Annotated in this window: 24 protein-coding genes and 1 tRNA gene; 3 read left to right on the forward strand and 22 right to left on the reverse strand. The window is 42.0% G+C overall.

All coding sequences use genetic code 11. The annotated features are described in order from the left end of the window. Positions 1-5: 5 nt before the first annotated feature. Positions 6-1,046: a type 2 isopentenyl-diphosphate Delta-isomerase gene (gene fni, locus C7384_RS01920; RefSeq protein ID WP_089937897.1), complete on the forward strand. Its 1,041-nt coding sequence runs from the start codon at positions 6-8 to the stop codon at positions 1,044-1,046. A 41-nt stretch (positions 1,047-1,087) separates the two neighbouring features. On the opposite strand, the gene brnQ is transcribed toward fni, so the two are convergent. From brnQ to C7384_RS08315, 10 genes are all read right to left on the reverse strand, one after another. After that, positions 1,088-2,455: a branched-chain amino acid transport system II carrier protein gene (gene brnQ / locus C7384_RS01925; RefSeq protein ID WP_089937899.1), complete on the reverse strand. Its 1,368-nt coding sequence runs from the start codon at positions 2,453-2,455 to the stop codon at positions 1,088-1,090. Positions 2,456-2,793: 338 nt separating this feature from the next. Then, positions 2,794-3,786 (reverse strand): aldo/keto reductase, encoded by a 993-nt coding sequence (locus C7384_RS01930; protein WP_089937901.1) that lies wholly within the window; start codon positions 3,784-3,786, stop codon positions 2,794-2,796. 4 nt (positions 3,787-3,790) lie between these two features. Next, the gene (locus C7384_RS01935) at positions 3,791-4,687 is read right to left on the reverse strand and encodes a GDSL-type esterase/lipase family protein (protein WP_089937903.1); all 897 of its coding nucleotides are present in this window, start codon (positions 4,685-4,687) and stop codon (positions 3,791-3,793) included. A gap of 2 nt (positions 4,688-4,689) precedes the next feature. Beyond that, positions 4,690-5,664 carry a ribose-phosphate diphosphokinase gene (locus C7384_RS01940; RefSeq protein WP_089937905.1) on the reverse strand — a complete coding sequence of 325 codons (975 nt, stop codon included), beginning with the start codon at positions 5,662-5,664 and terminating at the stop codon, positions 4,690-4,692. Positions 5,665-5,732: 68 nt separating this feature from the next. Beyond that, on the reverse strand, positions 5,733-8,162 hold the full coding sequence (recD2, locus tag C7384_RS01945; protein WP_089937907.1) for an SF1B family DNA helicase RecD2: 2,430 nt from the start codon (positions 8,160-8,162) through the stop codon (positions 5,733-5,735). An 8-nt stretch (positions 8,163-8,170) separates the two neighbouring features. Beyond that, a complete protein-coding gene (locus C7384_RS01950) occupies positions 8,171-8,824 on the reverse strand; it encodes a histidine phosphatase family protein (RefSeq protein ID WP_089937908.1) in 654 nt (217 codons plus the stop codon). Continuing rightward, positions 8,817-9,164, reverse strand: coding sequence for a DUF1831 domain-containing protein (locus C7384_RS01955; RefSeq protein ID WP_089937910.1), 348 nt, complete (start codon positions 9,162-9,164; stop codon positions 8,817-8,819). Before C7384_RS01955 ends, C7384_RS01950 begins: the two co-directional genes overlap by 8 nt. Before the next feature lie 92 nt (positions 9,165-9,256). After that, positions 9,257-10,621, reverse strand: coding sequence for an RsmF rRNA methyltransferase first C-terminal domain-containing protein (locus C7384_RS01960; RefSeq protein WP_089937912.1), 1,365 nt, complete (start codon positions 10,619-10,621; stop codon positions 9,257-9,259). Positions 10,622-10,642: 21 nt separating this feature from the next. After that, the gene (map, locus tag C7384_RS01965; RefSeq protein ID WP_089937914.1) at positions 10,643-11,431 is read right to left on the reverse strand and encodes a type I methionyl aminopeptidase; all 789 of its coding nucleotides are present in this window, start codon (positions 11,429-11,431) and stop codon (positions 10,643-10,645) included. Positions 11,432-11,581: 150 nt separating this feature from the next. Further along, complete coding sequence (locus C7384_RS08315; RefSeq protein ID WP_165806760.1) at positions 11,582-12,694, reverse strand: KxYKxGKxW signal peptide domain-containing protein; 1,113 nt, start codon at positions 12,692-12,694, stop codon at positions 11,582-11,584. 364 nt (positions 12,695-13,058) lie between these two features. Between C7384_RS08315 and C7384_RS01975 the strand changes: the two genes are divergently transcribed. Beyond that, positions 13,059-13,355: a CsbD family protein gene (locus C7384_RS01975; protein WP_089940403.1), complete on the forward strand. Its 297-nt coding sequence runs from the start codon at positions 13,059-13,061 to the stop codon at positions 13,353-13,355. 101 nt (positions 13,356-13,456) lie between these two features. Here the strand turns inward: C7384_RS01975 and C7384_RS01980 are convergent, their stop codons facing one another. The 5 genes from C7384_RS01980 to upp all read right to left on the reverse strand — a co-directional run bounded on the left by C7384_RS01980 (position 13,457) and on the right by upp (position 19,961). Next, the gene (locus tag C7384_RS01980; RefSeq protein ID WP_089940406.1) at positions 13,457-14,824 is read right to left on the reverse strand and encodes a KxYKxGKxW signal peptide domain-containing protein; all 1,368 of its coding nucleotides are present in this window, start codon (positions 14,822-14,824) and stop codon (positions 13,457-13,459) included. Between the two features lie 65 nt (positions 14,825-14,889). After that, complete coding sequence (locus C7384_RS01985) at positions 14,890-15,543, reverse strand: hypothetical protein (protein ID WP_089940409.1); 654 nt, start codon at positions 15,541-15,543, stop codon at positions 14,890-14,892. A gap of 63 nt (positions 15,544-15,606) precedes the next feature. Next, positions 15,607-17,745, reverse strand: a complete 2,139-nt coding sequence (locus C7384_RS01990; RefSeq protein WP_089940412.1) for an NEAT domain-containing protein — start codon at positions 17,743-17,745, stop codon at positions 15,607-15,609. Positions 17,746-17,913: 168 nt separating this feature from the next. Further along, positions 17,914-19,314 (reverse strand): D-alanyl-D-alanine carboxypeptidase family protein, encoded by a 1,401-nt coding sequence (locus C7384_RS01995; protein ID WP_089940415.1) that lies wholly within the window; start codon positions 19,312-19,314, stop codon positions 17,914-17,916. 17 nt (positions 19,315-19,331) lie between these two features. Next, positions 19,332-19,961, reverse strand: a complete 630-nt coding sequence (gene upp / locus C7384_RS02000) for a uracil phosphoribosyltransferase (protein WP_089940418.1) — start codon at positions 19,959-19,961, stop codon at positions 19,332-19,334. Positions 19,962-20,087: 126 nt separating this feature from the next. Between upp and C7384_RS02005 the strand changes: the two genes are divergently transcribed. Continuing rightward, positions 20,088-20,160: transfer RNA gene (locus tag C7384_RS02005), tRNA-Arg, on the forward strand. 145 nt (positions 20,161-20,305) lie between these two features. Here the strand turns inward: C7384_RS02005 and C7384_RS08105 are convergent. The 7 genes from C7384_RS08105 to C7384_RS02035 form a co-directional block, all read right to left on the reverse strand. Then, on the reverse strand, positions 20,306-20,455 hold the full coding sequence (locus C7384_RS08105; protein WP_165806761.1) for a hypothetical protein: 150 nt from the start codon (positions 20,453-20,455) through the stop codon (positions 20,306-20,308). Between the two features lie 254 nt (positions 20,456-20,709). Then, entirely contained in the window at positions 20,710-21,573 is an 864-nt protein-coding gene (locus C7384_RS02010; protein WP_089940023.1) for a peptidoglycan amidohydrolase family protein, read from the reverse strand. Next, on the reverse strand, positions 21,573-21,986 hold the full coding sequence (locus C7384_RS02015) for a phage holin, LLH family (RefSeq protein ID WP_089940026.1): 414 nt from the start codon (positions 21,984-21,986) through the stop codon (positions 21,573-21,575). The genes C7384_RS02010 and C7384_RS02015 overlap by 1 nt, the downstream gene beginning before the upstream one ends. A gap of 24 nt (positions 21,987-22,010) precedes the next feature. Continuing rightward, positions 22,011-22,292, reverse strand: a complete 282-nt coding sequence (locus C7384_RS02020) for a hypothetical protein (protein WP_089940029.1) — start codon at positions 22,290-22,292, stop codon at positions 22,011-22,013. Further along, on the reverse strand, positions 22,285-22,686 hold the full coding sequence (locus C7384_RS02025; RefSeq protein WP_089940031.1) for a hypothetical protein: 402 nt from the start codon (positions 22,684-22,686) through the stop codon (positions 22,285-22,287). Before C7384_RS02025 ends, C7384_RS02020 begins: the two co-directional genes overlap by 8 nt. 8 nt (positions 22,687-22,694) lie before the next feature. Continuing rightward, complete coding sequence (locus C7384_RS02030) at positions 22,695-23,054, reverse strand: hypothetical protein (RefSeq protein WP_089940034.1); 360 nt, start codon at positions 23,052-23,054, stop codon at positions 22,695-22,697. Between the two features lie 10 nt (positions 23,055-23,064). Continuing rightward, positions 23,065-24,207 carry a BppU family phage baseplate upper protein gene (locus tag C7384_RS02035; protein ID WP_089940038.1) on the reverse strand — a complete coding sequence of 381 codons (1,143 nt, stop codon included), beginning with the start codon at positions 24,205-24,207 and terminating at the stop codon, positions 23,065-23,067. Positions 24,208-24,214: the final 7 nt, after the last annotated feature.

Raw genomic sequence — 24,214 nt, forward strand, 5'->3', positions numbered from 1 at the left:
TTTATATGGAATCACAACAAGCCCAACGTAAAAATGAGCATTTATCCTTAGCGGTTAAAATGTGGCGCCAACAGCAATTAAAAGTTATCGGGGCAGCTTTTGAAGCGGTCCGCTGGGTTCCTAATAGCTTACCTGAATTAGGGGAAGAAGATATTACCTTAGGTCAAACCGTGGCCGGTCTAAATTTTAACTGGCCATTTTACATTGAGGCTATGACCGGCGGTTCTAATTACACCAAGGAAATTAACGGCCAACTGGCCCAAGTGGCTAGTGAAACTGGCCTCGCCATGGCCGTTGGGTCCCAATCAATTGCCATTAAGGATCGTCAGGCAACTGATTCTTTTAAAATCGTTCGTCAAGCAAATCCCAACGGGATTGTGATTGCTAACTTGGGGGCTAATCATCCCCTCGACCATGTTTTACAAGCCGTTGATATGCTGGAGGCCAATGCCTTAGAAATGCACATCAATGTCGCCCAAGAATTAAGCATGGCCGAAGGCGATCGTACGTTTTACTGGCTCGATAATCTAGCTAATATTATTGCCAAATCACCAGTACCGGTCATTATTAAAGAGGTCGGCTTTGGTATGGGAACGTCCAGTATTCAGCAAATTGCTGCTCTTCAACCAGCCGCAATCAATATCGGTGGCACAAATGGTACGAATTTTGCCACAATTGAACAAGCTCGTGACTTACAAAACAGCAATCCAATTGATTTTAGCCACTATGGTTTTTCAACAATTGAAAGTTTGCTAGCTGCTCAAAAGGCTCAAGTAACCGTCCCCATCATTGCCACCGGTGGAATTACTAAGCCAAATGATATTATTACTAGCCTCATGCTAGGTGCTACCCTAACCTCTTCGGCCGGCTACTTCCTATCAACCTTGGTCACTCAGGGGCCAACCGGTCTTTACCAAACAATTACTGATTGGCAAAAAGCCCTACCAAAATTCATGTTAGCTTTAGGCGTCCGTCAAGTTAATGAGTTAAGAACAGTCCCTCGAATTTATAACCCAGACTTACAAAATTTCATCCAACAACTATAAAAGCAGCTATCCCCCTATATGAGGATAGCTGCTTTTATTGTTTAATTATTCTTTGATTTCATTATGGCTGTACCAATTAAACCAACAATCAGTCCTAGTAAGGCTGGAATTAACCAACCAAAGCCAATGGCAGCACCAGGAATCACATTCTGATACCAACCAGTTTGTACCAGACCGTTGGCAGTGGTATAAGAAACCAGCCCGCCTAATTGATTGGCAAAAGGGGCATTTGATAAGCCATCAAAAATTGCTGGAATTAAAGTAAAGAAAATTGTCATCTGATAAATTAATTTATTTTGTTTAATCCAGGGATTTAACAAGCCCAAAATAATTAACACGATGGCCAGTGGATATAAGAACATCAAGACTGGCGCAGCCCACTTAATAATCTGGTCTAGGCCTAAGTTAGCCACCAAAAACGATAATATAATCGTTACTGCCAACCAAATTCGATAAGAAATTTGTGGGAAAATGCGATTAAAATCTTGGGCAAAACTAGCCGTTAAGCCCATAGCAGTCGTAAAGACTGCTAAAGTACCCATTACACCTAGGAAGGCCTGGCCAAAACTACCAAAGTAAAATTGCATAATTTGACTAAGGGCCGTAGCCCCATTTTCAGATAAAGAAACCTGACCCAAAGAACTAGCGCCCATCAAAATTAAACCAATATAGACGGTTGCTGTACCCAGCATCGCCCAAAAACCAGTTTTAGCAATAATTTTACTAATTGTACCAGCTTGGCGGTAACCCATACTTTCAATGGAACGCACAATGGTAATCCCAAAGGTTAAGGCAGCGATAGCATCTAAGGTGTTATAGCCTTGCAGAAAAGCGGCCGAAAATGCATGGTGCGTATACTGACTAGTGACAGGCTGCTGCAAACTGCCCATTGGGTGTAGCCAGCCTAAGATAAAGATAATAATTAATAAAATAATAAAAATTGGATTCAAATATTTACCAATTAAGTTGATTAAACGCTTACTTTGAATACTAGCCAGATAAACTAGGACAAAGAAAATAATAGAAAAAATAATCTGCCCACTACCAACCCAAGCCTTGGGTAACCAATTAGCAAAGCTCAGTGAGTAAGCAACCGTGGCCGTTCGGGGAGTGGCAATCAAAGGTCCTAAGGACATATGACAGGCAATCAAGAAAACAACGGCAAAACTGGCACCAACTGGTCGGGCTAAATCATAAATTCCAACCGAGCGAGTGGTCGAAAGAGCAATTAGAGCCGCTAAAGGAATTAAGGTAGCACTTAGCAAAAAGCCTCCGGTGGCTGACAGCCAGTGAGCACCGGCCAATTGGCCTAAATGCACGGGGAAAATTAAGTTACCAGCCCCAAAGAACAGACCAAATATCAGCGATACTAGTAAAATAATTTGTTGTTTCGTGAGTTTCTTTTCCATACTTTTTCCTCATTATCCAGTTGTTCCCACATAAAAACCCGCTTGATTTATTTCTAAATCAAACGGGCGTAGATACGCGGTACCACCGTAATTTTTACTCAAATCTTAACTGCCTGTTTTTCAATCAACAGAGAGTCGTACGAGATATCGGTCGTGACCGGTTGATACTCTTCGCATCAACTTTCTCCAGAATTACTTTCATATGGTAATGCCAACACCTTTTCACTTAACGGTGCTCCCTAAGTAGCAACTACCCTATTACTCTTTCCTTCAAAGAAGTATGATAATAATTTATCGTATTTTTCTAACTTAATCAAGCCTTAATTAAAAATAAATGATTATTTTTTAAGAATGGCTTCGATTTGAGCCAATTCATCAGTTGAAAATTCTGTATTTTGGGCAAAAGCCAAGTTGTCCATTAGATGTTCAACCTTACTAGCACCAATCACCACACTGGCTACGCGCTGATCTTGTAATAACCAGGCCAGCGCCATTTGGCTTAGTTTCTGACCACGGGCCTGGGCAATTTGATTCAAGACCTGTAACTTGGCTACGACAGCATCTTTTCCTTGATCAAAGAGGAACTGGTTAGTCCGGTGAATTGGGAAGTCAGCCGGAATGCCCTCCAAATAACGATCCGTCAACAGTCCTTCGGCCAAAGGACCATAAGCAAACAAACCGGCATGGTGCTGATTTAAAGTATCCAACAAGCCTGAATCTAGAGAGCTTCGGTTCAACATGTTATAAGAGACTTGGTTCCCAATAAAAGGAGTACCTAAATCTTCAAAAATTTCTGCAATGGCTGCCGTTTGTTCGGCCGTATAGTTGGACACACCCACATAGAGTGCCTTCCCCTGCCGAACCAATAGGTCCAGTGTCCGCGCTGTTTCCTCTAAACGGGTATTGGGATCCCAACGGTGAGCATAAAAAATATCAACGTAGTCCAAGCCCATCCGCTTCAAACTCAAATCTAAGGCATTAACCAAAGTCTTTTTACCAGAAAATTCACCTAGAGGTCCCGGCCACATATGATAACCGGCCTTGGTTGTAATCACTAATTCCTCACGATAAGGCTTCAAATCTTGACGATAAACCTGGCCAAAGGTAACCTCGGCCGTCCCATTACTTGGACCATAATTCGAGGCATTATCAAAACTAAAAATACCACTATCAAAGGCTTTTAAAATAACCTTACGAGAATTTTCAAGGGGCATTTGATCCCCTAAATTACGCCATAAACCAAAAGATACTGCTGGTACAATCAAACCAGAATCACTAACCCGCCGATAGGGTAACTTGTTATAACGATTTTCATCAGCTGCATAGACCATTAATTTATACCTCCAAAAGATTCAAAATGTTTTGTGCTGCTCGTTGATGTTCAACTAGATTGGGATGACGACCAGTCACATAAACCTGCCAATCACTGGTATCTACCACCTCAAAACAGTCAAAACGCTGCGCTTCCATTTTAAAAATATCGACAAAAGCGCCATTATAGGGCGTTAATAAAATAAATCGAGCCTGGTGAAAGCGTTTAATTAGCTCTAACAAATAGACCCGTAAGCCAAAGGCAAATTCCTGCCGATTGGCGCCATAATTAGCATCATTTATCCCATAGTTAACGACTACTAAATCGGTTTGCACCCGTGGACGGGCAATCGCTTCCCCAATTTTCCACAATGCTTCAATCGCACTAGGTTCCTGAAAGGGGGCGTGACTAGTCAGGCCAGTCCCACCGTATGCAATCCGAGCCAAAGGTTTTTCCAAAGCCTGCGCCACCAATTGCGGAAAACTCAGTTCGGGATGGTGTTGTAAGCCATCCATGCATTCTCCAGCTGTAATCGAATCGCCTACAAAAGTTATGTAAGGCTTTTGAGAGCTAACCGGTTCCAAGACATGCTGACTGGTTATAGACAGTAACCGAACCCCTTGTTGCCAAAAAGCAATCTGCCCCATCGCCAGATTTTGTAATACGATTTGATGCCGATGCGTGCCTGCCGGTAAGTCTAATTTAAGTTGATTATCAGTTGGTAAAACGACTTGATAATCATGCTGGTCAACTGACCACAACCACTGTAATCCCGGATAGACTTGAGATAGCGTGACCACGACCGTATCGGCTTGATGACTAATAAAATTTAATTGCGCACCATACTGACTAGTGACAAAATCACCATCAGCTTTTCCCCATTCAGGAGATAAAATTTGTTCTAAATCAATTTGTTCCATTATTACACTTCCGGATTATCCGGGCTCAAGAGAACCGGGGCAATACTTTCATGGGCAATGACCCGCTTTAAGCCGGCTGCAAAAGTTCCGGCAACCGATAAATCTACCAGCTTTGAAAAACGCTTATTAGCCGGTACTTCAATGGTATTTGTTACCACTACTCGTTCAATTGGAGAATTTTCCAAAAGCTCAACAGCTGAACCCGATAATACTGCGTGTGTTGCCACAGCTTCAATATGGCGGGCTCCCGCTGCTTGAATGGCTTCACTGGCTAGGACCATCGAACGACCGGTATCAATCATATCATCTAGAATCAAGGCTACTTTACCAGCTACATTCCCAGTAATCTGATAAGGCTTTGTCCGTTGATCATCTTCATCTTGCCGCCGATCAACTAAGGCCCACTGAGCACCTAAAATTTTAGCAAAGCGTTGTACCATTTTTAGGCTACTAGGGTTCGAAGCAACGACGACAACGTCATCACCGGTTAAACCACGTTCATAAAAATAGTGGGTTTGAACTGGCATGGCTAAAAGATGATCCACCGGAATATCAAAGAAACCTTGCACTTGCCCCGTGTGCAGATCCATCGTTAGCATCCGCTTAACGCCTTGGCTTTCTAACATATCGGCAATTAAACGTGCCACAATCGGTTCTCGAGAACGAGCTTTACGATCCGAACGTGCATAGCCAAAATAAGGCATAATCACGTTAATGGACTTAGCTGAAGTACGGCGAATCGCATCAATAAAAATCATCAACTTGATGAAATTATCATTAACTGGATCACTGATGGACTGGATGACATAAACATCCATCCCCCGTACTGAATCCTCAATCCGTTCATAAATTTCATTATCGGCAAACATTTCTAGCTGAACTTTGGCTAAAGGTAAGTCTAATTTTTCTGCTATTTCTGCTGCTAAAGTGGGATTACTACCCAAATCAAATAAACGATATTCAGGATTACTAGTCATTTCGTCTCCATTTGTATATGTAAATCTAGCCAAGAGTCTTTCAAGCTTATTATAACAAGTTTAAGGCCCTAGGGCATAAAATCATAGGGGCTAGTGCCGGTCATCCCTATCAAGGGATCTTGACTAGCCTGCCTTAAAGTCGCCTGATTTAAACCACCAGCGGGTCCAGCCAAAACGGGTGGTGCTTCAGTCACCAATGGTTTATCAGCTGGTTTTGTTTTTGGTGCTGGACTGGATGGCTTAGTCGCAACCGTAGTCCCTGTCTGATCTTGTAAACGGGCCACTAAGCTAGTTTGGCGCTGGGGTACCGCACGGCTGGCAGCTGTTTCAAAGGCCGAATAGTTACCAACCATAATCAAGGCTTCTTTGGCCCGCGTGATACCAGTATAAAGTAAATTTCGATTAAGCATAATATAGAACTGGTCGGTCAAAACCATAATCACCAAGCGGAATTCATTTCCCTGAGCCTTATGCACAGTTGTGGCATAGGCTAAGGTTAACTGATTTAAGGACTTTTTGGGATACAGTAACTCCTTACCGTCGAAATCAACCACCAAGCTGTCTTCATGGCCCTGGCCATCACTACGGTAGTGGACTGCAATCACCTGCCCCATGTCGCCATTGTAAATATCTCGTTCACTATCGTTTTCTAATTGTAAAACCCTGTCACCCTGGCGGAAATTAATTTGCCCGTGTTGGAGGCTCTTTTGACCTGGCTTAATCGGATTAAACAATTCCTGGGCCATTAAATTCAGGGCATTAACCCCAGCTTCACTCTTGTACATGGGTGTTAAAATCTGCACTTCATTGGCCGAATAGCCCTTTTTATGAGCCGCCTCTAACACCTGATAAATAGCCGAAGGCACCTGGGGCCCATCCACCATAAAACTAGCTCGGTCACCCTGATTAGCCGCAAAGTTTTGTGGTAAATAGCCAGCTTTAATATCGGCAGCTAGGGCATTAATGCTACTTCCCCGCCCCTGGCGATAAATAGTATCCAATTCCACTTGAGGAATCACCCGACTAGCTAACATGTCAGCCAAAACATTACCTGGTCCAACCGAAGGCAATTGATCACTATCCCCAACAAAAATCAGGGTAATATCTTTAGGTAAGGCCGACAACAACTGGGCTGCCAGCTCAATATCTAGCATGGACGCCTCATCAACGATAAGTAAGCCACCAGCAATCGGATTGTCCGCATTAAATTCAGCCTCACCACCGTCGGTAATACCTAGTAAACGATGAATCGTGCTGGCCTCATAACCAGTAATTTCGGTCATTCGTTTGGCGGCTCGACCGGTTGGTGAAGCCAAGCGAACCCGCTGACTTTTTAACCAATCGGTTCCAAAACTTCCCTGTTGGGCAACAACCTGTACCAATTTTTGCCAGGTGGCCACCATACTTTTGATAATGGTCGTTTTTCCAGTTCCGGGTCCACCGGTCAAGACAAATAGGCGAGAGGCCAAACCGGTTTGTATCGCTTGTTGTTGCTTATCGTCAAGTTCAATTCGGTCTGGTACCACCAAATGTTGGCCAACTTGGTCGACATTAAGTGGGAAACTACCGGGAGAAACCAGGAGCTGCTTTAATTGTTGGGCTACGGTAACTTCAGCATCGTAGAGTGGTTTAGGATAATAGCGCTGCTGATCAACCACCACTCGATGAGCTGAAATTAGTTCATCCAAAGCTGTTTGAATGGCTCCTGATTGTTGAGCCTCGGGCTGTCTTAGTAGAGAAGCCGTGGCATTTTCCAACTGGTCGAACGTTAAATATGTATGTCCCTGTCGAAAAGTTAAGGCGCTCATAGCCGCATAAACAGCGGCCCTCATTCGCTCGCCATCATTATCTTGGAAGCCACTTTTTTGAGCAATTTGGTCGATTTTCTTAAAGGATAGGCCGTCAAATTCAAAGACAAAGCGGTAGGGATGATTAACCAAAATATCTTCCGCCTCATCCCCATATTGATCGTATAATTTTCCAGCTAAGTCAGCGCCAATCCCATATTGATTCCCCAATTGAAAAAAACGCTCCAATCCCAAATTTAATCGAAGCGTGCGATAAAGATTTTGCGCGAGGGCTGGTTTGACCATTCCGGCTAAAACACGGGGGTCATCTAAAATTAATTGAATAGCATTCAAACCCAAACTATTAACAATCTTAGCTGCCGTTTTGGGTCCCACCCCTTTAAACTGACCCGAAGCTAAATACTTGATTAAACCATTCTCGTCTGGTGGCAGTTCATTTTCATAGCGTTGGGCTTTAAACTGCTGGCCATACTTGGGATGACGCACTAAATCACCATAAAAATTATAGACTGAACCCTCCTGCACATCTGCAAAAGTACCCGTCACAATAATCTCAGGCTCCTGCCAATCCGTTAAGGTACTATCCTCAACTAATACCGACAAAATTTTAAAGTAGGAATCACTGGCTGCAAAAATAATATTTTGCAGTGTGCCACTAACCATATCCAATTGTTCTTCTTGTTCAGTCATACAAACCCTTAAATGGTTGTTGAATCATCTTGTTCTTTATTTAAATAATCAGTTTGATTCCAGGCTTTCACATCAAAGTGTTGCCCATCTTCGGTCGTTAAAATAGTGGTCGAAGTATTACTTAAGCCACCGCGTTGACGAATTTCAGAACGAGCAGTCCCCAGTAAGGCATTCAAACCAAAGGAAAGAATCAAACCATGGGCAACTAATAATACTTTACCATCCGGATATTGCTGAACCAAATTAGTAATCAATCGTTGAAAGCGTGTGACAGCGGCTGTATAGCCCTCTCCATCAAATTCTTCCCCTTCAAACTCTTCTAAATGATTCCGATACTGATCGTAGGCTTTGGGAAAATCCTTGGCAACTTGACTAGTCAATTCCCCTTCCCACTGACCCAAACCAACTTCTAGCAAATTTGAGCGGATTGATAGTTGGGGAGCATCTTGCCAATCACTCACAATCACCTCAGCTGTTACCCGGGCTCTCCGCAGTGGCGAAGTATAAGCATGATCAAAAGTTACGTCCTTTAAATAATCCGCCACCCGGTGCATATCCTGATAACTAGTTGGCAAAAGCGGTGAATCGCCTTGGCCACCTTGAAAACGCCGTTCCAAATTCCATTCCGTCTGACCGTGTCGTACAAAGTAAAAATCAGTCATGTTTTACCCGCTCGATGATGCCACGTTGCACCAATTCATCAATAAAGAAATGATAAAGTTCAATCAATTGAGGGGCATTCGGATTTTTAAAAATATCAATCCGTGCACGATCACCAGCAGCTACCGTACTCATCTTAAAACCAGTCAAATCAGGGTTAATGGTCAACTTAAGTTGTATGGCCTGTTCCAACAGTTTATCGGGTTCCAAGGCCCGATGCAAAACAAAGGCACCAGCATTATTTGTAATAAAACCAACATCCAATAAAGTATATTTTTTAATTGTTGCGTTCAGACGATAAGTAGTATCGCCTGGAATGGTCACTTCTTTTGCAAATGCCATTGAAATCTCCACCTTCCATAATACGTAAAGTCTATTTAATTATATCAAAAAATCGACCTTCACAACTAGGCCGATTCTGCCTTTCTACCGCTTTAAACGTTAAAACGTAAACCTTTGGGGTAGAAATTTTTTAATTGTCCATTCACATATTTAGCCCAACCTAAACCATTGCCTTGGACCAAAATTAAGACCCATCCCTTAGCAAAGTTTGTTCGACTGGTCAACACATCGCCATGCACATACTGAGGCCATTCCGCTTCATCAAGCTCGTAACTTTGCTGAACTTGCTGAGCGGATAATGCCAAAGCTAGGGCATGGTCTGGTTCAAATCGTTGTTTTTTAAAACTACCCAAGGCTAAACCTGGTCGTAAAATTTTAAATGATTTCAAATCTGGGCAATCAACCGGAGCCAAAAATAGACGATCCCCAAATCGGACCAAACGCTGAAAATCTAAATCAAAGTTAGCCAAATTTTGATCACAAAAGTCTGTCAATAAGCCCTGTTCCTCAGTGGATAACTTGACTGGTTTCGACACTTTAGGAACAAACGTTTTCGAATCATCATCCGTTTTAACTAAGCGGGCGACAAAATGCCCTTCGCCTTGAACTAGATTAGGCCATAAACGCGCCGTCCCCTGTAATTGAGTTAAACTATCCCCCCAGGCCACTTGGCCATCGCTAATATGGCTATTAGCTGGTTTAATAATTGGATCAATCCTAAATTCTGGATAAGTTGCCACCAACCAGGCAATCATCTGCTCATCTTCTTCAGGCGCAAAGGTACAAGTTGAGTAAACCAAAGTCCCACCCGGTCGTAACATTTGAACCGCTGAAGCTAAAATTTCTTTTTGACGCAAGCTACATTCCAAAGGATAATTTTCATGCCAATATTGGATAGCATCGGGATCTTTACGAAACATCCCCTCCCCCGAACAGGGCGCATCCAAAAGAATTTTATCAAAATAACCCGATAATTTTTGGGCTAATTCCGCCGGCGTTTGGGATGAAACCACAACATTTTGCAAACCTAACCGTTCCACATTTTCACTTAAAATCTTAGCCCGGTTCATGAAGATTTCGTTGGCCCATAAGAGTCCTTGCCCCTTCATGAAGGCCGCTAAATGAGTCGTTTTTCCACCAGGAGCAGCCGCTAAATCTAAAACACGTTCACCAGGTTTAGGTGCTAACACTTCCCCAACAAATTGAGCCGACGGTTCTTGTGAATATTGCACCCCCGTCACATGGGCGATACTATGTCCATCTACGCGCCCATAGTAACCCCACTGACCATAGGGTAATTTAGGATCACTGGATTGACTTAAAAAACTGGTCAGATCCTTAAGGGGATTCAAGCGATAGCCCTTTTGCACCGGTTGATTAAAGCTCGCAAAAAAAGCCGGTGCATCAGCACCAAGCAAATTTTCATATTTTTGAATAAAAGCCTCTGGTAATGGCATTAGTAACCTCGTGACTACTTTTTATAGATAAGGGGCGTCAAATTCAGGATCTTGACTGGTCAAAATCTTAGGACCATCTTTAGTAATGGCCAAAGTATGTTCATACTGGGCTGACCAAGAGCCATCGGCCGTGCGGACTGTCCAACCATCTTCTGGTGTATCATCGGTGATAACTTCCCAACCGCCCATGTTAATCATTGGCTCAATGGTAATAACCAAACCTTCTTGCAAACGCACACCATGTCCTGGCTTACCATAGTGGGGCACTTGTGGATCTTCGTGCATAGTTGGTCCCACACCATGCCCAATATACTGGCGCACATCGCCATAATGATGCTGATTCTCAGTGTAATCTTGAATGGCCCAACCAATATCACCAATCCGGTTACCAATTACCGCTTGATCAATACCTAAGTAAAGGGATTTCTTGGCTACATCCATCAATTGCTGAACTTCCGGGCTAACTTCACCAACCGCATAGGACCAAGCTGAATCGGAAACAGCCCCATCCAAACCAACTACAGTATCCACTTTAAGCAAATCACCATTTTTAAGCTTCAAACCCTTACGGGGTAAACCATGGGCGACTTCGTCATTAATACTAATGGTAGTGGCATATTTAAAGCCTTCGAATCCAATTTGCAAAGGCACGGCGCCATGACTTTCAATGTATTCACGACAACGGGTTTCAATTTCCCAAGTATCAATACCAGGCTTTACTAAGTCGCGAACCATGTGGTGCATGCCGGCAAGAACAGCGCCTGACTTGCGCATCGCTTCAATTTCTCGTGGTGATTTTAAACTAATCATATTTTCTCTTTCTTGGCCTCTTTTGTTCATGATTGTTTAATCAATTTATTTTAATTAAACAGCAACTCTATTTTAACAAAATCCTCCAGTATAAAACCAATAAAAAAAGCCACCCGAAGGTAGCTTTAATCAATACCAAGAGACTTGGTATTAGTGCTTGCGCTTGTAGCTCAATACACCAAATGATGCAGCAACAGTAGCAGCAGCCAAAGCAATCAAACCAGCTTCATTGTTTGAAGCCTTTTCAGCAGTTGCAGGCAATTCTGAAGCAGAAGCCTTCTTAGCGGCTGGGGCAGCAGTTTGAGTAGCCTTCTTTTCAGTGGCTGGCTTTGCAGCTGGCTTCTCTTCTTGCTTTTGTGCTGGTTGTTCTGCTGGCTTATCCGCAGGCTTGTCAGCTGGCTTATCTGCAGGCTTGTCAGCTGGCTTATCTGCAGGCTTGTCAGCTGGCTTATCTGCAGGCTTGTCAGCTGGCTTATCTGCAGGCTTAGTAGCAGGGAAATCCTTAACTACAGTTGAGTCAGTAGATGTAGTCTTTGTTGAAGTAACTTGGATATCATTCCAAACAACGTCATTACCTTGTCCAATTTCATCTGACAAAGGAACTTGTTCGAACTGGAATGCGTACTTACCATTAGTTTGTGGAGTAAAAGTGAACGTTGTTGTGTTTTCACCAGCTTTGTTAGCATACAACGTACCTTCAGCCATTACAACACCAGGCCCTTGTGGGTCACCACTAGTAGTTACAACCTTGAAGTTTACTTGACTGTGAGCTGCTTCAGTTCCCATTGCCTTAGGAAAGGCCTTAGTACGATCACCAGTTACAGTGAATGTCTGAGCCTTACCATTAGCTTCAAAATTGTAAAGTTGAGTAGTGTCATTAACACCGTTAGCGTTAACCTGATTCTTTGAATTTGTGTGTTTTACAGTGCTTACAGTTTCAGCATGAGACTTGTAAGTCTGAGTCAAAGAACCATCAGCGTTCTTTGACTCAGTAGTAGTTGTAGTTGTAGTTGTCTTTGAACCATCTGCATTAGTAACAGCAGGAGTGGTAACAGTACCAACAGCAACAGGCTTCTCGCCTTCCTTAGCAGTTTCATGCTTAACATTAGTGTCAGCAGCTGCAGTTGTTGCTGCAGTAGTAGCAGCAGTAGCATCATCAGCGTTTGCTGATTGTGCAGCAGCAGGAACCATTGCCAAAGCAGCAGCTCCAGCAACCATCCACATCTTACCTGACTTAAACATCTTATAACGTGTATCAGTCATATATCTTTCCTCCATCATTTTACATGATTACTGTGTGCAATCATTTTCAGTAAATCGAATAATCTACCGACCGGCGTGCACTCTCTCCGCGTGTAATTATTTCTTACAACAATTAAAGTATACAGCATAGGAATGTAAAAAAACAAAAAAATTTCCTAATTTAATCAACTTTATTTAATATTTTATAATTTAACAGTTTATTATTTAATAATTTAAAATTTCAATGATTAATTTTTGCCTTAAATCTACAATTTCACTCAGAATTTTAATCTTCAATATTTAATTTCCTTTTGAGAGAATATGTTTGACAAAGGTGCCGACAGCTACCATAATTAAGGTAAGTTGAATAAAGGAGATTTTAGTTATGAAGAACTTTTTGCTTGGATTAAGTCTTGTTGGTAACGCAGCTTTGGCATACACTTTGCTAAAGGATCAAGATTCAGTGCGTGAATTACGTGATCGTGTTGATGCTATGACCGATGAATGGTCTGGTAAGGCACAGCAAATCAAGGGTGCCGTTACAGGTAATACCGGTGATAAGGTTGAAGGCTCCTTTAATGAAGCCAAGGGCAATGTTAAGAATGCTGCTCAAGACGTTCAAAGTGACGTCAAGGATGCTGCTAAAGATGTTAAAGAGAAGGCCGATGAAGCCCTTTCTTAATCAATCTAATTAATATAAAAAAGACCAGCCAGTGCTGGTCTTTTTTATTGCTCTTTTATCAAGTAAAAAAACACCCTTGGGTGTTTTTTACTAAACTCATATTAGTGCTTACGACGATAAGTCATGTAAGCAGCGACACCGCTCAAACCAAGAGCAGCAAGAACTAGTGCAACAGCGTTGTTGTTGGCTGCTTCTTGAGCAGTCTTTGGCAAAGCTGAAGTGGTTGTCGTCTTAGCTGCAGGGGCTTGTTGACCCTTGTGGGCAACTGGAATCGTTGCAGCTGAAGTTGTGCTAGTTCCCTTTGTGTCAGTACCAGCAGTAGCGTTATCACTTGCCGAGTTTGAATCAGTCTTGGACTGTGAATCGACAGTTGAACTTGGCGTAGTTGAACCACCGTTGTTAGTAGTCGACGAAGATTCGTCAGCCTTGAAATCAAAGGCTTTACCATCCATAGTCGTCATGTTAGTAATAACCAACTTGGCTTCTTCGCTTTGGAAGTAAGTAACCTTCATGTCGATTGGTGACTTTACAGCTGAAGCTGGCAAAGTTACTGACCAAACACGACCATTACGAGTAGCTTCAACACCGTTGAAAGTCCATGACTTCAACATACCTGACAAAGCGTTACCATCACCAAAAGATGAACCATTACCGAAGGTAAATGACAAAGTCACGTTCTTACGATCAGCACTGTAGACCACCTTAGCCGGCTTCTCAAACATCTTGTCCATGACAGAGGCTTCAGAACTGTTGTCCTTAACCATCTTGAAGTCAGCCTTATATTCAGTGCTTTGAGCAGCAGTTGAAGTACTTGCAGTACTAGTTGAAGGTGCTGGGGTTGCACTAGTAGAAGCAGAAGGCTTTTGACTTTCACTAGCAGTTGAAGTCTTTGGCGCTTCAGAAGCTGAAGCTGAGGTCTTCGGAGCTTCAGAAGTTGAGGTGCTACCACCATTAACTGGAGTAAATTGGTTAACAGCATGAAAATCAGCATTTTGAGTTGATCCAAGAGCTGAAACACTCATAATAATAGTTTTATTGAAATCATCCTTTGGCAAAGTAACAGAAATATTGTTACCTGACGCTGTCACTGGCTTGCCATTAAAGGTCATGGTCTTAACCAAGTTGTTATACATAGTTGCGTTGGTTCCTGATAATTCACCGGCGGGAGCCAAAGTCAAAGTTGCTTGATCACCCTTCAAAGTGATAGTTGCTGGGTTAGCAAAAATACCTTGCATTTGCGAAAGATTTTGGGTGCTACCAGTTTCCATAATGGCAAATGGCATTGTATAAGTACCATCGGCATATCCATTGATACTTTGTTGTGCTTGAACAGCAGCAGTATCGGCTGATGCGACTGGACTAGTGGTAGCGACAGTAGCAGCACCCATACCAAGGGCTACGACACCAGCAGTCAACCACAATTTACCGGCCTTGAACATCTTCACGTGTTGCTTTACTTGCTTATTCATAAAAGTTTCCTCCTAAATACACTTTCACTTGTATTCAGTATACCACAATGATTATTTTATGAATTCTACTTTTTGCGACGGTTAAGACTGGCACCAGCACTAATGCCAAAGAAGGCCAAGGCAGTTGCTAGCACTGCAGCAGAGGCATTGAGACTAGTTTGACTAGTTTTTGGCAAGGACTGGGCACTAGTATTGGCTGATGGGTAGCTACCAGTTAGGGGCGCTACCGCACTATTGATTTGTGGAAAATCAACTACTGTAGCTGCCGATGAAGTTGATTGGGCACTACCGTTGACATTTGCCAAATTATTGGTCGACTCACTTTCACTGCCTTGATGGGCAGAATCAGACTGTGAATTCGGTGTAATGTCGCTAGGACTTTGACTATCAGCCCCCGAATCATCCATATTCCAATCCTTTAAGTAAAGATCAGCTTCTTCAGTTTGGAAATAGGTTACCTTCATATGAATGGCGTTCTTCAAAGCGTTACTTGGCAAAGTTACCGTCCAGTTACGGCCATCACGCACGGCAGGCACGCCATTGAAAGTCCATTCTTTCAACATGTTAGCCAACAAATCACCACTACCAAAAGTAGTATCCCCCTGAGTAAACGTAAAGGTCAAAGTGGCTTGCTTCCCGTCGGCACTAATAACAACCTTAGCGGGTTTATCAAACATCTTATCCATAACGGATGGCTCAGCGGTACCAGACTTCTTCATACTGTAATCAGCAGCGTAAGTGCCAGGAACAATGGCCTTTTTAGCATTTTGGCCATTAGTGACTTAAGATTCACTAGTAGTTGAGTTGCTAATACTGTTTGACTTAGAATCTGAACCTTGTGAAGCCGGAGTTGTACTAGTTGAAGTGCCAGTTGACTTACTGTTTGAATCACTGGATTGGTTATCAGAAGCTGTTGATTGACTGTTAGTACTTTGTGAAGCTTGACTAGTTGGCACTGAAGGGGTTTGACTAGTCGAGTTATTAGATGGTTTGTCTGGTGCCACAAACGCTGGCACTGCATCTAGGTATAATTCTGCTTGCTCAGTTTGGAAATAACTTACTTCCATCAAGATCATCTTGTTAAGATCCTTGGTGGGCAAAGTTACCGTCCAGTCCAAACCATTCTTTTGAGCGGGTACGCCATTAAACTTCCAATAATGCAACATATCTGATAGGGCTTGGCCATTACCAAATGATGAACCGCTATTAGCAAAACTAAAAGTCAAAGTTGCATTTTGTCCATCAGCACTGTAAACCAACTTGGCTGGTTGAGAAACCATCTTAGCCATAACTGAAGGTTGATTACTACCATCATGGCGAATCATCTTATAGCTAATTTCATGGCTGTTAACACTATTGTTATCAGTTATTGATTGGCTAGTTGAGTCTTGGCTATTGGAAGTTGTTGAGTCACTGGCTTGACTAGTTGAATCTTGGCTATCGAAAGTTGTTGAGTCACTGGTCTGGCTAGTTGAGCCTTGACTGTCTGATACTGTTGAGTCGCTGGTCTGACTAGTTGAGTCTTGGCTATCAGAAGCTGTTGAGTCACTGGTTTGGCTAGTTGAAGCTGCTTTTTGACTATTAACTTGGCTCAAACTGGTACTAATAGACTCACTCACAGAGGTACTTTGCTTGGCACTAAGCGCTTCACTCAAACTAGTTGAAGCACTTGCTAATTTACTTTGACTCCCACCTTGACTTTGGTCAGCACTATTAGATTCACTTAGTGAATCGTTTTGTTGTTCACTAACTTTTTGACTTAAGCTAGTACTAGCTATTTTACTAATAGACTGGCTTTCACTGTCCGCCTTACTAGAGCTCAGACTAGCTGAATCCTTTAAGCTTGTACTAGTAATGTTTGATTGGCTTGCTGATTGACTAGTTTTTGTGCTGGCTTGGGTACTAGCGGATAACGAAGTAACATCCACAAAAGCAGGCATTTTATCCATAAGTAACTGAGCCTGTTCAACTTGGAAGTAACTCACCTCCATGATGATGGCCTTATCTAGATCCTGGGTTGGCAAAGTCACTGTCCAATCTAGGCCATTCTTAGTAGCTGGGATATTATTAAACTTCCAATAATGCAGCATATCCGATAGTGCTTGTCCGTTACCAAATGCTGAACCACTATTGGAAAAACTAAAGGTCATGGTAACGTTTTTACCATCGGCGCTATAAAAAACCTTAGCCGGCTGGGCAATCATCTTCGACATCACTGATGGAGTCTTAGGATCATCAAAGCGCATCATCTGAAAGCCAACATCATGCTTATTGACATCACTGTTAGGCGCAGCAGATTGGCTAATTGGCGCTACTGAATCACTAGCAGTACTAGTACTAGCTGACGTTTTGCTATCAGAAATAGTAGCGGTACTTGTTTGACTAGCTGTACTAGTGGAGTCAGAGGCCGCCTTAACTAAAGTTGCCGACTTAAAATTAAAATCAGCCTGTTGATGGTGTGGATAAGCAACATCCATCTTAATAGTTGAAGCAAGAGCTGCCTTATCCAGCGTAACGGAACGGGTAATACCACTCTTTTGTGATTCCACCCCGTTAAAGGTCCACGAGGTCAACATATCAGACAACTGTGCTGCCGTAGTAAACATTGAATCATTGAAGGTAAAGGTCATGGTAATTTGATTACCATTAACCACTGCCGTAGCTGGATTACCAAACATCGACTGCATCATGGATGGCGTGGTTTTACCACTTTCATTCATAACGTAGTTAATTTGATATTCACCATCAGCTAATTGCATTGGATCATCAGCACTGCTCGTACTAGTAACTTCAGCGGCCAGCGCTGGTGTATTGACTTGGGTAGCTGATACCGCTCCCAAAGTAGCTACCGTAACCCCGGCTGTTAACCATAGTTTCCCGGCCTTGAACATCTTCACTCGATGCGTTTCTTTTTGAACCATTTCCTTCTCCTCACATATCTAATTCCAAATAAAAATTCAACAGTAGTATACCATATTTTAATGGATAAAATGCCCATATAAAGCTTGTTTATCAAGCGATAAGGAGGGTAACTTTCCTAATAAAAGAAATCGGTCTACCTGAAATATTCAGATAAACCGATAGAAACCTTACGAATAAACAAAGAGCCAATTAAAACATCGTTGCCACCAGGCAGCTGTCGCTTCATTTTGAGTACTGATCATCGCTAAACCTCGATCAGTTTTTTGACTATTAGGAATATATTCTGTTTTTAAAGCCGGTGCCAATTTCACTATCCTTTGACCATTCTTAACAGGGGCCTGATTAATTTTGTTTGGCGGATAAACACCTAAATTAGATGACTGAGCTTCCTTAGGAACCCAATAAGTTTTCGTTTCTTGCACAACAACCGCTGTTTTACCAGTTTTTACTGCTGAATTAACGACTGTACCAGCTCCAGCAATGGTCTGACCAGCAGTAAAAGTACAAGGCACAGTATGTTCTAAGACTTCATTAGCCACATCAACGGTATATTGGTAACGTTCAATTTGGTCCGTGTAACGCCCGGCACCACTGACAACCGTAATCAATTCATGACCAGCACGATCCTTTAACAAACCAGTAAATGCACCCCCAGAATCAGGAGTTGAGCCGGTTTTTAAGCCTTCAAATTTAAAATTATCAGCATTATGTAAATTCGGTAAAACCTGTTGTTTAAACTTAGAGTATTCAGTTTGAGCAATCTTATTTACATCCGGCGTCGGGTGATAAACTAAGCCCAACTTTTGATAGTACTCTCGCAAACTAGGATCCATTTTCAAATCCTGCCAAGCCAAGGTAGCTAATTGCGTGACCGTTGCCTTATTTTCAGCGTTTGGCTGGGCATTTTTCACCTCAAAATCAAAGGCATCTCGATTAACCTGACCAGCAGCGTTGTACCATTTAGAACCTGTTAAATGTAATTCATCAGCCCACTGCTGCAGTTCTGCTTGCTGGCTTTTATCTTTAGGTTTAACGTACTCAGCTAAAGCCAAGGCTGCATCATTAGCCGAACTGGTAAACATTGCACCATATAACGCCCGAACAGCAATTGCTTGGCCTGCATGAATATCCAGATGAGCATACGTATCCGAATCTTTATTCGACCAATCCGTATGCTGATTAATGGGTACCTTGTCACTCCACTTAATTTGCCCCCGTTCAACTGCTCGCAAGACACCATAAGCTGTTAACATCTTAGTTTGTGAGGCAATCCCAACTAATTGATTAGCATCTTTTTGTCCCAAAATTTGACCCGTCTTGGCATCAATAACTATCGCATACTTGGCTTTAGTGTGTAACGTAATCGGTTGAGCTGTAACAACCCTCTGAGTTGGCTTAACTGGTCGTTGCTGGTAAAAAAGCAATCCTAAACCCACACAAAAAAGGCCGAGCAGAGCCAGGCCTAAGACGATTATCTTGCCCCTACTACGGTCTGAAGATTGTGTGTGCCTATCAAAAAGTTGCAAACGGGTCTTTTGTGTTGGCCCTTGATTAGACTCTTTATTCATGTTCTCTGTATCCTAAATTAATGGGTACCGAAGAGTCGATCACCAGCATCCCCAAGACCAGGCACGATATAGCCCTGGTCGTTTAGTCCTTCATCAATTGAAGCAGTAAAAATATCAACATCAGGATGCTCAGCCAAAACGGCCTCAACCCCTTCTGGAGCTGAAACTAAGGTAATTAACTTAATTTTTTGAGCACCACGGGCCTTTAAAGCACTAATGGCATCCCGAGCTGACCCACCCGTAGCTAACATTGGATCGACTAATAATACTTCACGACTTTGGATATCTTCCGGTAACTTAATGAAATATTCGACTGGCTCTAAACTTTCTTCGTCGCGATACATCCCAATATGCCCCACTTTAGCAGCTGGGATTAATTCCAAAATACCATCAACCATGCCTAATCCAGCCCGCAAAATCGGCACCACGGCTAATTTTTTACCCGTTAGTTGCTTTTGCGTAGTATGGGCAACTGGCGTGTCAAAACTAATATCTTCTAGCGGAAGATCTCGACTAGCCTCATAGGTTAGTAACATCGCCAATTCGTCGACTAGCGCCCGAAAATCTTTTGTACCGACCTCTTTATGCCGAATCATTGTCAACTTATGTTGAATTAGAGGATGCTTAACTTCGTATACTTTACCCATTGTTTTTCTGGCTACTCAAGTTTGCCAGCTCCTTTCTAGATTGCTTCTTAAATTATTATATCAAAAAGCAGCCGTTCCTTATGGCGATTGTCATTATTTTTAATTTTGGGTATAATGACAAAGTTCGCGTCTATAGTTTAACGGGATAAAACGAGGACCTCCTAAGTCTTTGCTCCCAGTTCGAGTCTGGGTGGACGCATGATCTGCGTTGATATATAAACGTTTACAAGCAATTCACACGACTTTTGCACTAATATAGTAAAAAACACCCAAACTTTAGTAGTCTAGGTGCTTTTTATATTTAAAGGATATTCCATTTTAGCTACAGAAGCTTGAATGACAAATTACTTCTTAAAAGCGTCCTTTGCCTTATCAGCTACATCTTTAGCAGCATCCTTAGCATCAGCAGCTACATCCTTAGCCTTACCTTGGACCTCCTTAGCCTTACCAGCAAGCTTATCCTTAGTTGCATCTAACTTTTCTTCAAGTGACATATCATTTCCTCCTTTACACTTGATAATTTCAGTATACACAAAACGTTATAAAAAATTAATAAAAATAAATCATGGCATATTGCTATAATACGGAAACGATGTATCAGAAATTCTAACAAAAGTACTTGAAAACAAATATGGTATTAGTTAATACGTAATTAGGTTTTATAGTTTTTTCGCCCAAAAGGTCTCGGATTTTTTTCGAGGCCTTTTATTTTTTTACTATTAATTATGTACGGGCCGCAGCCCTTTTGTTAATCGTGCTTCCAAAACTTATCAGCATCATACCAGATAATGCCATACCCCTTAATATATTCAATACCTACGGCGTTATCTTGTGTATTGTACTCATCAATTGTGCCAGAATTGTAGGCTGGCTTAAATCGAACCACATCCCCAGCTTTAAAGTCTGATTGACTGCCATTGACGTTCTGCAACAATACGGCAGGAATACCGTTGTCAGTCCAATCAAACGGTTCAGCCGTTAGCTCATCAGCGCGTACCTGGAAGATACCGTTCACACGCTGTGCGTTCGTTACAGTAAATTGCCCGCCTAAGACGAATTCATTACCGCCGTTCTTAAATTGTTCAATCGATGTTGTTGGTGTATCAACAACCGGACGGTCAATTGATACTGGTTTACTTGAACCGCCAACATAGTGGAAGAAATGATACTCTGGTTGTCCATCAATTCCCCAGTAGTAGTCATGGTCCAATACAACTACAGCCTCGTTCCAACTACCTAGTGTGTAATAACAAGAACTAATCTGGTTAGAACTATCAACAAACATACCAGTATGGCAAGCACCACCGGCAGCAGCACCATAATTTCCGCCCCAGATATAAATATCGCCAGCTTGTACCTTGTCGCCAGATACTTCAATAAATCCCGCTGCTTCCAAGTCTTGCTTCAAAGTTCCAGTAAAATGCGACCGCTTCAAGTAACTATCATCAATTGCACCAGCTTGGTTAAGTAAAAAATAAATAAAACCGGAACAATCAAAGTAAGTTGTACCGTCGGCAGTTAGGCCGTCACGCTTATCCCAATCCATCGAATAAGTGACACCGTGTAACATGCTATAAGCTGCGTTTAAGGCTTTTTGTACATCATATCCCATTATTTAACACCTCCATTTACAGGTCCATTCACATAATTCTTGATCGTTGGTAATCCTGCTTGTTCAGGCTGATTATTGCTAACTACTGGTTCTGCATTGCTTGTTTCACTACCGTGTAAGCCATTCACAGCCATTTCAATTGCTGCGCTAATTTGCTGTTCGCTGAACTTACCAACCAATTTATTAGCAGCTAAACGCTTGCTAACGTAGCTAATGGCCTTGTACTTCTTTTCAGTGCCAGATAGGTCGCTATTTTCCAGCGATCCAACAGCTTGGTCAACCCAACCTAAAAATAGCTGTACGTTGTTGTTCTTGGTCTTTGACCGTAGGTACTTAACTACTCCGTGAACTATCGGAGCACCCAGTACAATCAACGTACCAATCGTTGCAAGTGTTTCTACTACGTTATTCATATTTACCTCCAAAATAAAAAAGCACTACTCAGTAATGCTTTTGATTCGTTCACTATAATCGTGACCGTAACTTTTCAACTCTGAATTCATTTCCTTAACTAGTAGGATTAGCTGATTTACTTGGTTACTAAGCCGCTTATTATCTTCTAAAATCTTTTCATTAGATGCTTTTAACTCCCGATTATCTTCTCGAATACCGTTCAATACAGATGTTAAAGTATCCTCATGTTTACCCTTATAGGTTAGAATAGCCGTTATAGCCGCTGGAACAATCCCAATAATTGCTGCCGTAATAACATTATCCATGGTCACCTCCATTCATTTTATATGGGGGCTCTCGCTTAGCAATCAGCATAATACGAACGACAACTGTAATAAACAGTAAAGGAACAATCGTAATATGGTGATCTGATAAATCATCTAATAAAAAACTAGCCGCTAATGTTGACCATAAAAAGGCCATGGAACTTAATAGAACAACCCGTATTCGATACCAATAAAAGTCCCACACAGCGTTCACGAGTACCAGAATACCTAATACTAGGAATATCATGCCCGATGTGACATCGTCCGTCCAATCAAGAATAGGAGGTAACCGATGGTGTAACTGTTGGGACTGCACTAAGATAACTAGACCTAACATGATGGTTTCCCACGCCGTGATTATCATATCTTCATTTAATAAAATGTGCCGTTTCATATACCCTCCTAATTTGGCATTGGATCAGCCGTTAAATAACTGCCTGATGACCTAAAATAGTTACCAGCAACAACAGCCTTCGGCATATAGGTACCACCAGCATTATTAATTAGCATGGCACCGCTTGTACCGAATCCAACAACAGGTAATACTGCGATTGATTCAGGACGGTAACCCGTTGGAACGAGTCCGGAAAAATTACCTGTTTCTGCTGTTGCAAAACCGTTAGCCGTTACTATTACCAACGGGCCACTTCTAGAAAATGTAAATTTAACTCCATTAACTATTTTGCTTACCGACTTAAAAGTTAGCCCACTGGATAATGCAACAACATCATCAGTAGTTACAAATGTATTTTTGTCTGCCATTTATATCCTCCTACACAAATGATGGATAGAAGTATGAACCTTCCACATTCATAGTATTAACATGGAGTGTTCCCCAGGCATCATCCAATGTACTTTTATAAGCTGTATCAGTACGCATTAAACGAATTAAAATATTACCAGAAGTAGTTATCTTAACTTGAAATTCAAAAGCAATTCGGAAGCTATATCCATCAACACCACTTCCACATGGAATCGAAATAACCTGATCGGCAACTGGAGGATTAATGTTACTGTTCAAGCTGACCCCAGTCGATTGCCAATCCCATGAACTATCTCGGTCTGTTAATGAACCATTGATGTATATCTGTACGCCAATTGGTGTCTGATAAAAAGTGACATGTACACCCCACAAAATAGCATCAAATGTAAACCTCAAGTCTCTTGAAATACCTTCATTTAAAACAACAGTTCCAAAAGTTTGTTTGTAATTGCTAAAGTCATTCCTACTAGTTACGTGCGCAGCGTTGGGGTCAGTAGCCGTGTTGGCTGATAAAGCATTAGTGGCTACTCCTTGTAGTGAACCTTTAATTGGATTAGTAAAGGTATTGCTACCAGTGAAGGTATTATCATCCCCCTTAGATGCCAGTCCCTTACCATTAATCTGTGCGGTGACGTTATCGAGTGCTTGTTGTAGCAACTTAGTTGCCGTCTCCATGGCCTCTAGGTTTTGTGTTGCTCCCTTGAAACGACTATTAATATCATCCACTAATGTTTGAACATCGCTTAAAAACACCTTGTCATCAGTTTGAACAAATGTTCCCTGATTGGTGTAAACAGTGTAATGAATAGGAATAGTTGAAATAACCTTATCCCCTTCAGTAACTTGCAAATATCCATCTAAAATATCGCCTGCAGCTTGGTAAAAGTTCCAAGGAATTACCATTGAAAAACGCCCCAAAGCTAAGTTTGAGACGTTGTTCATTCCAGATAGTACTTTTAATACCCCCTTAGCATCCTTTACAACTAAGCGAACATCTTGACCGGATAAATTATGTGGAAATTGCCCATCTTTTAACTGGAAAAACACCTCACGCTTGTTATCGCCTTGCCGGCCAGACATAGCATTAACTACCGTTGCTTGGTCGGTACTTAGTTCAGTATTAATCTGAACATATTTTTGTGAAATATCCATTTATATT

This window comes from Convivina intestini (genome assembly GCF_003096575.1).
Taxonomy (GTDB): domain Bacteria; phylum Bacillota; class Bacilli; order Lactobacillales; family Lactobacillaceae; genus Convivina; species Convivina intestini.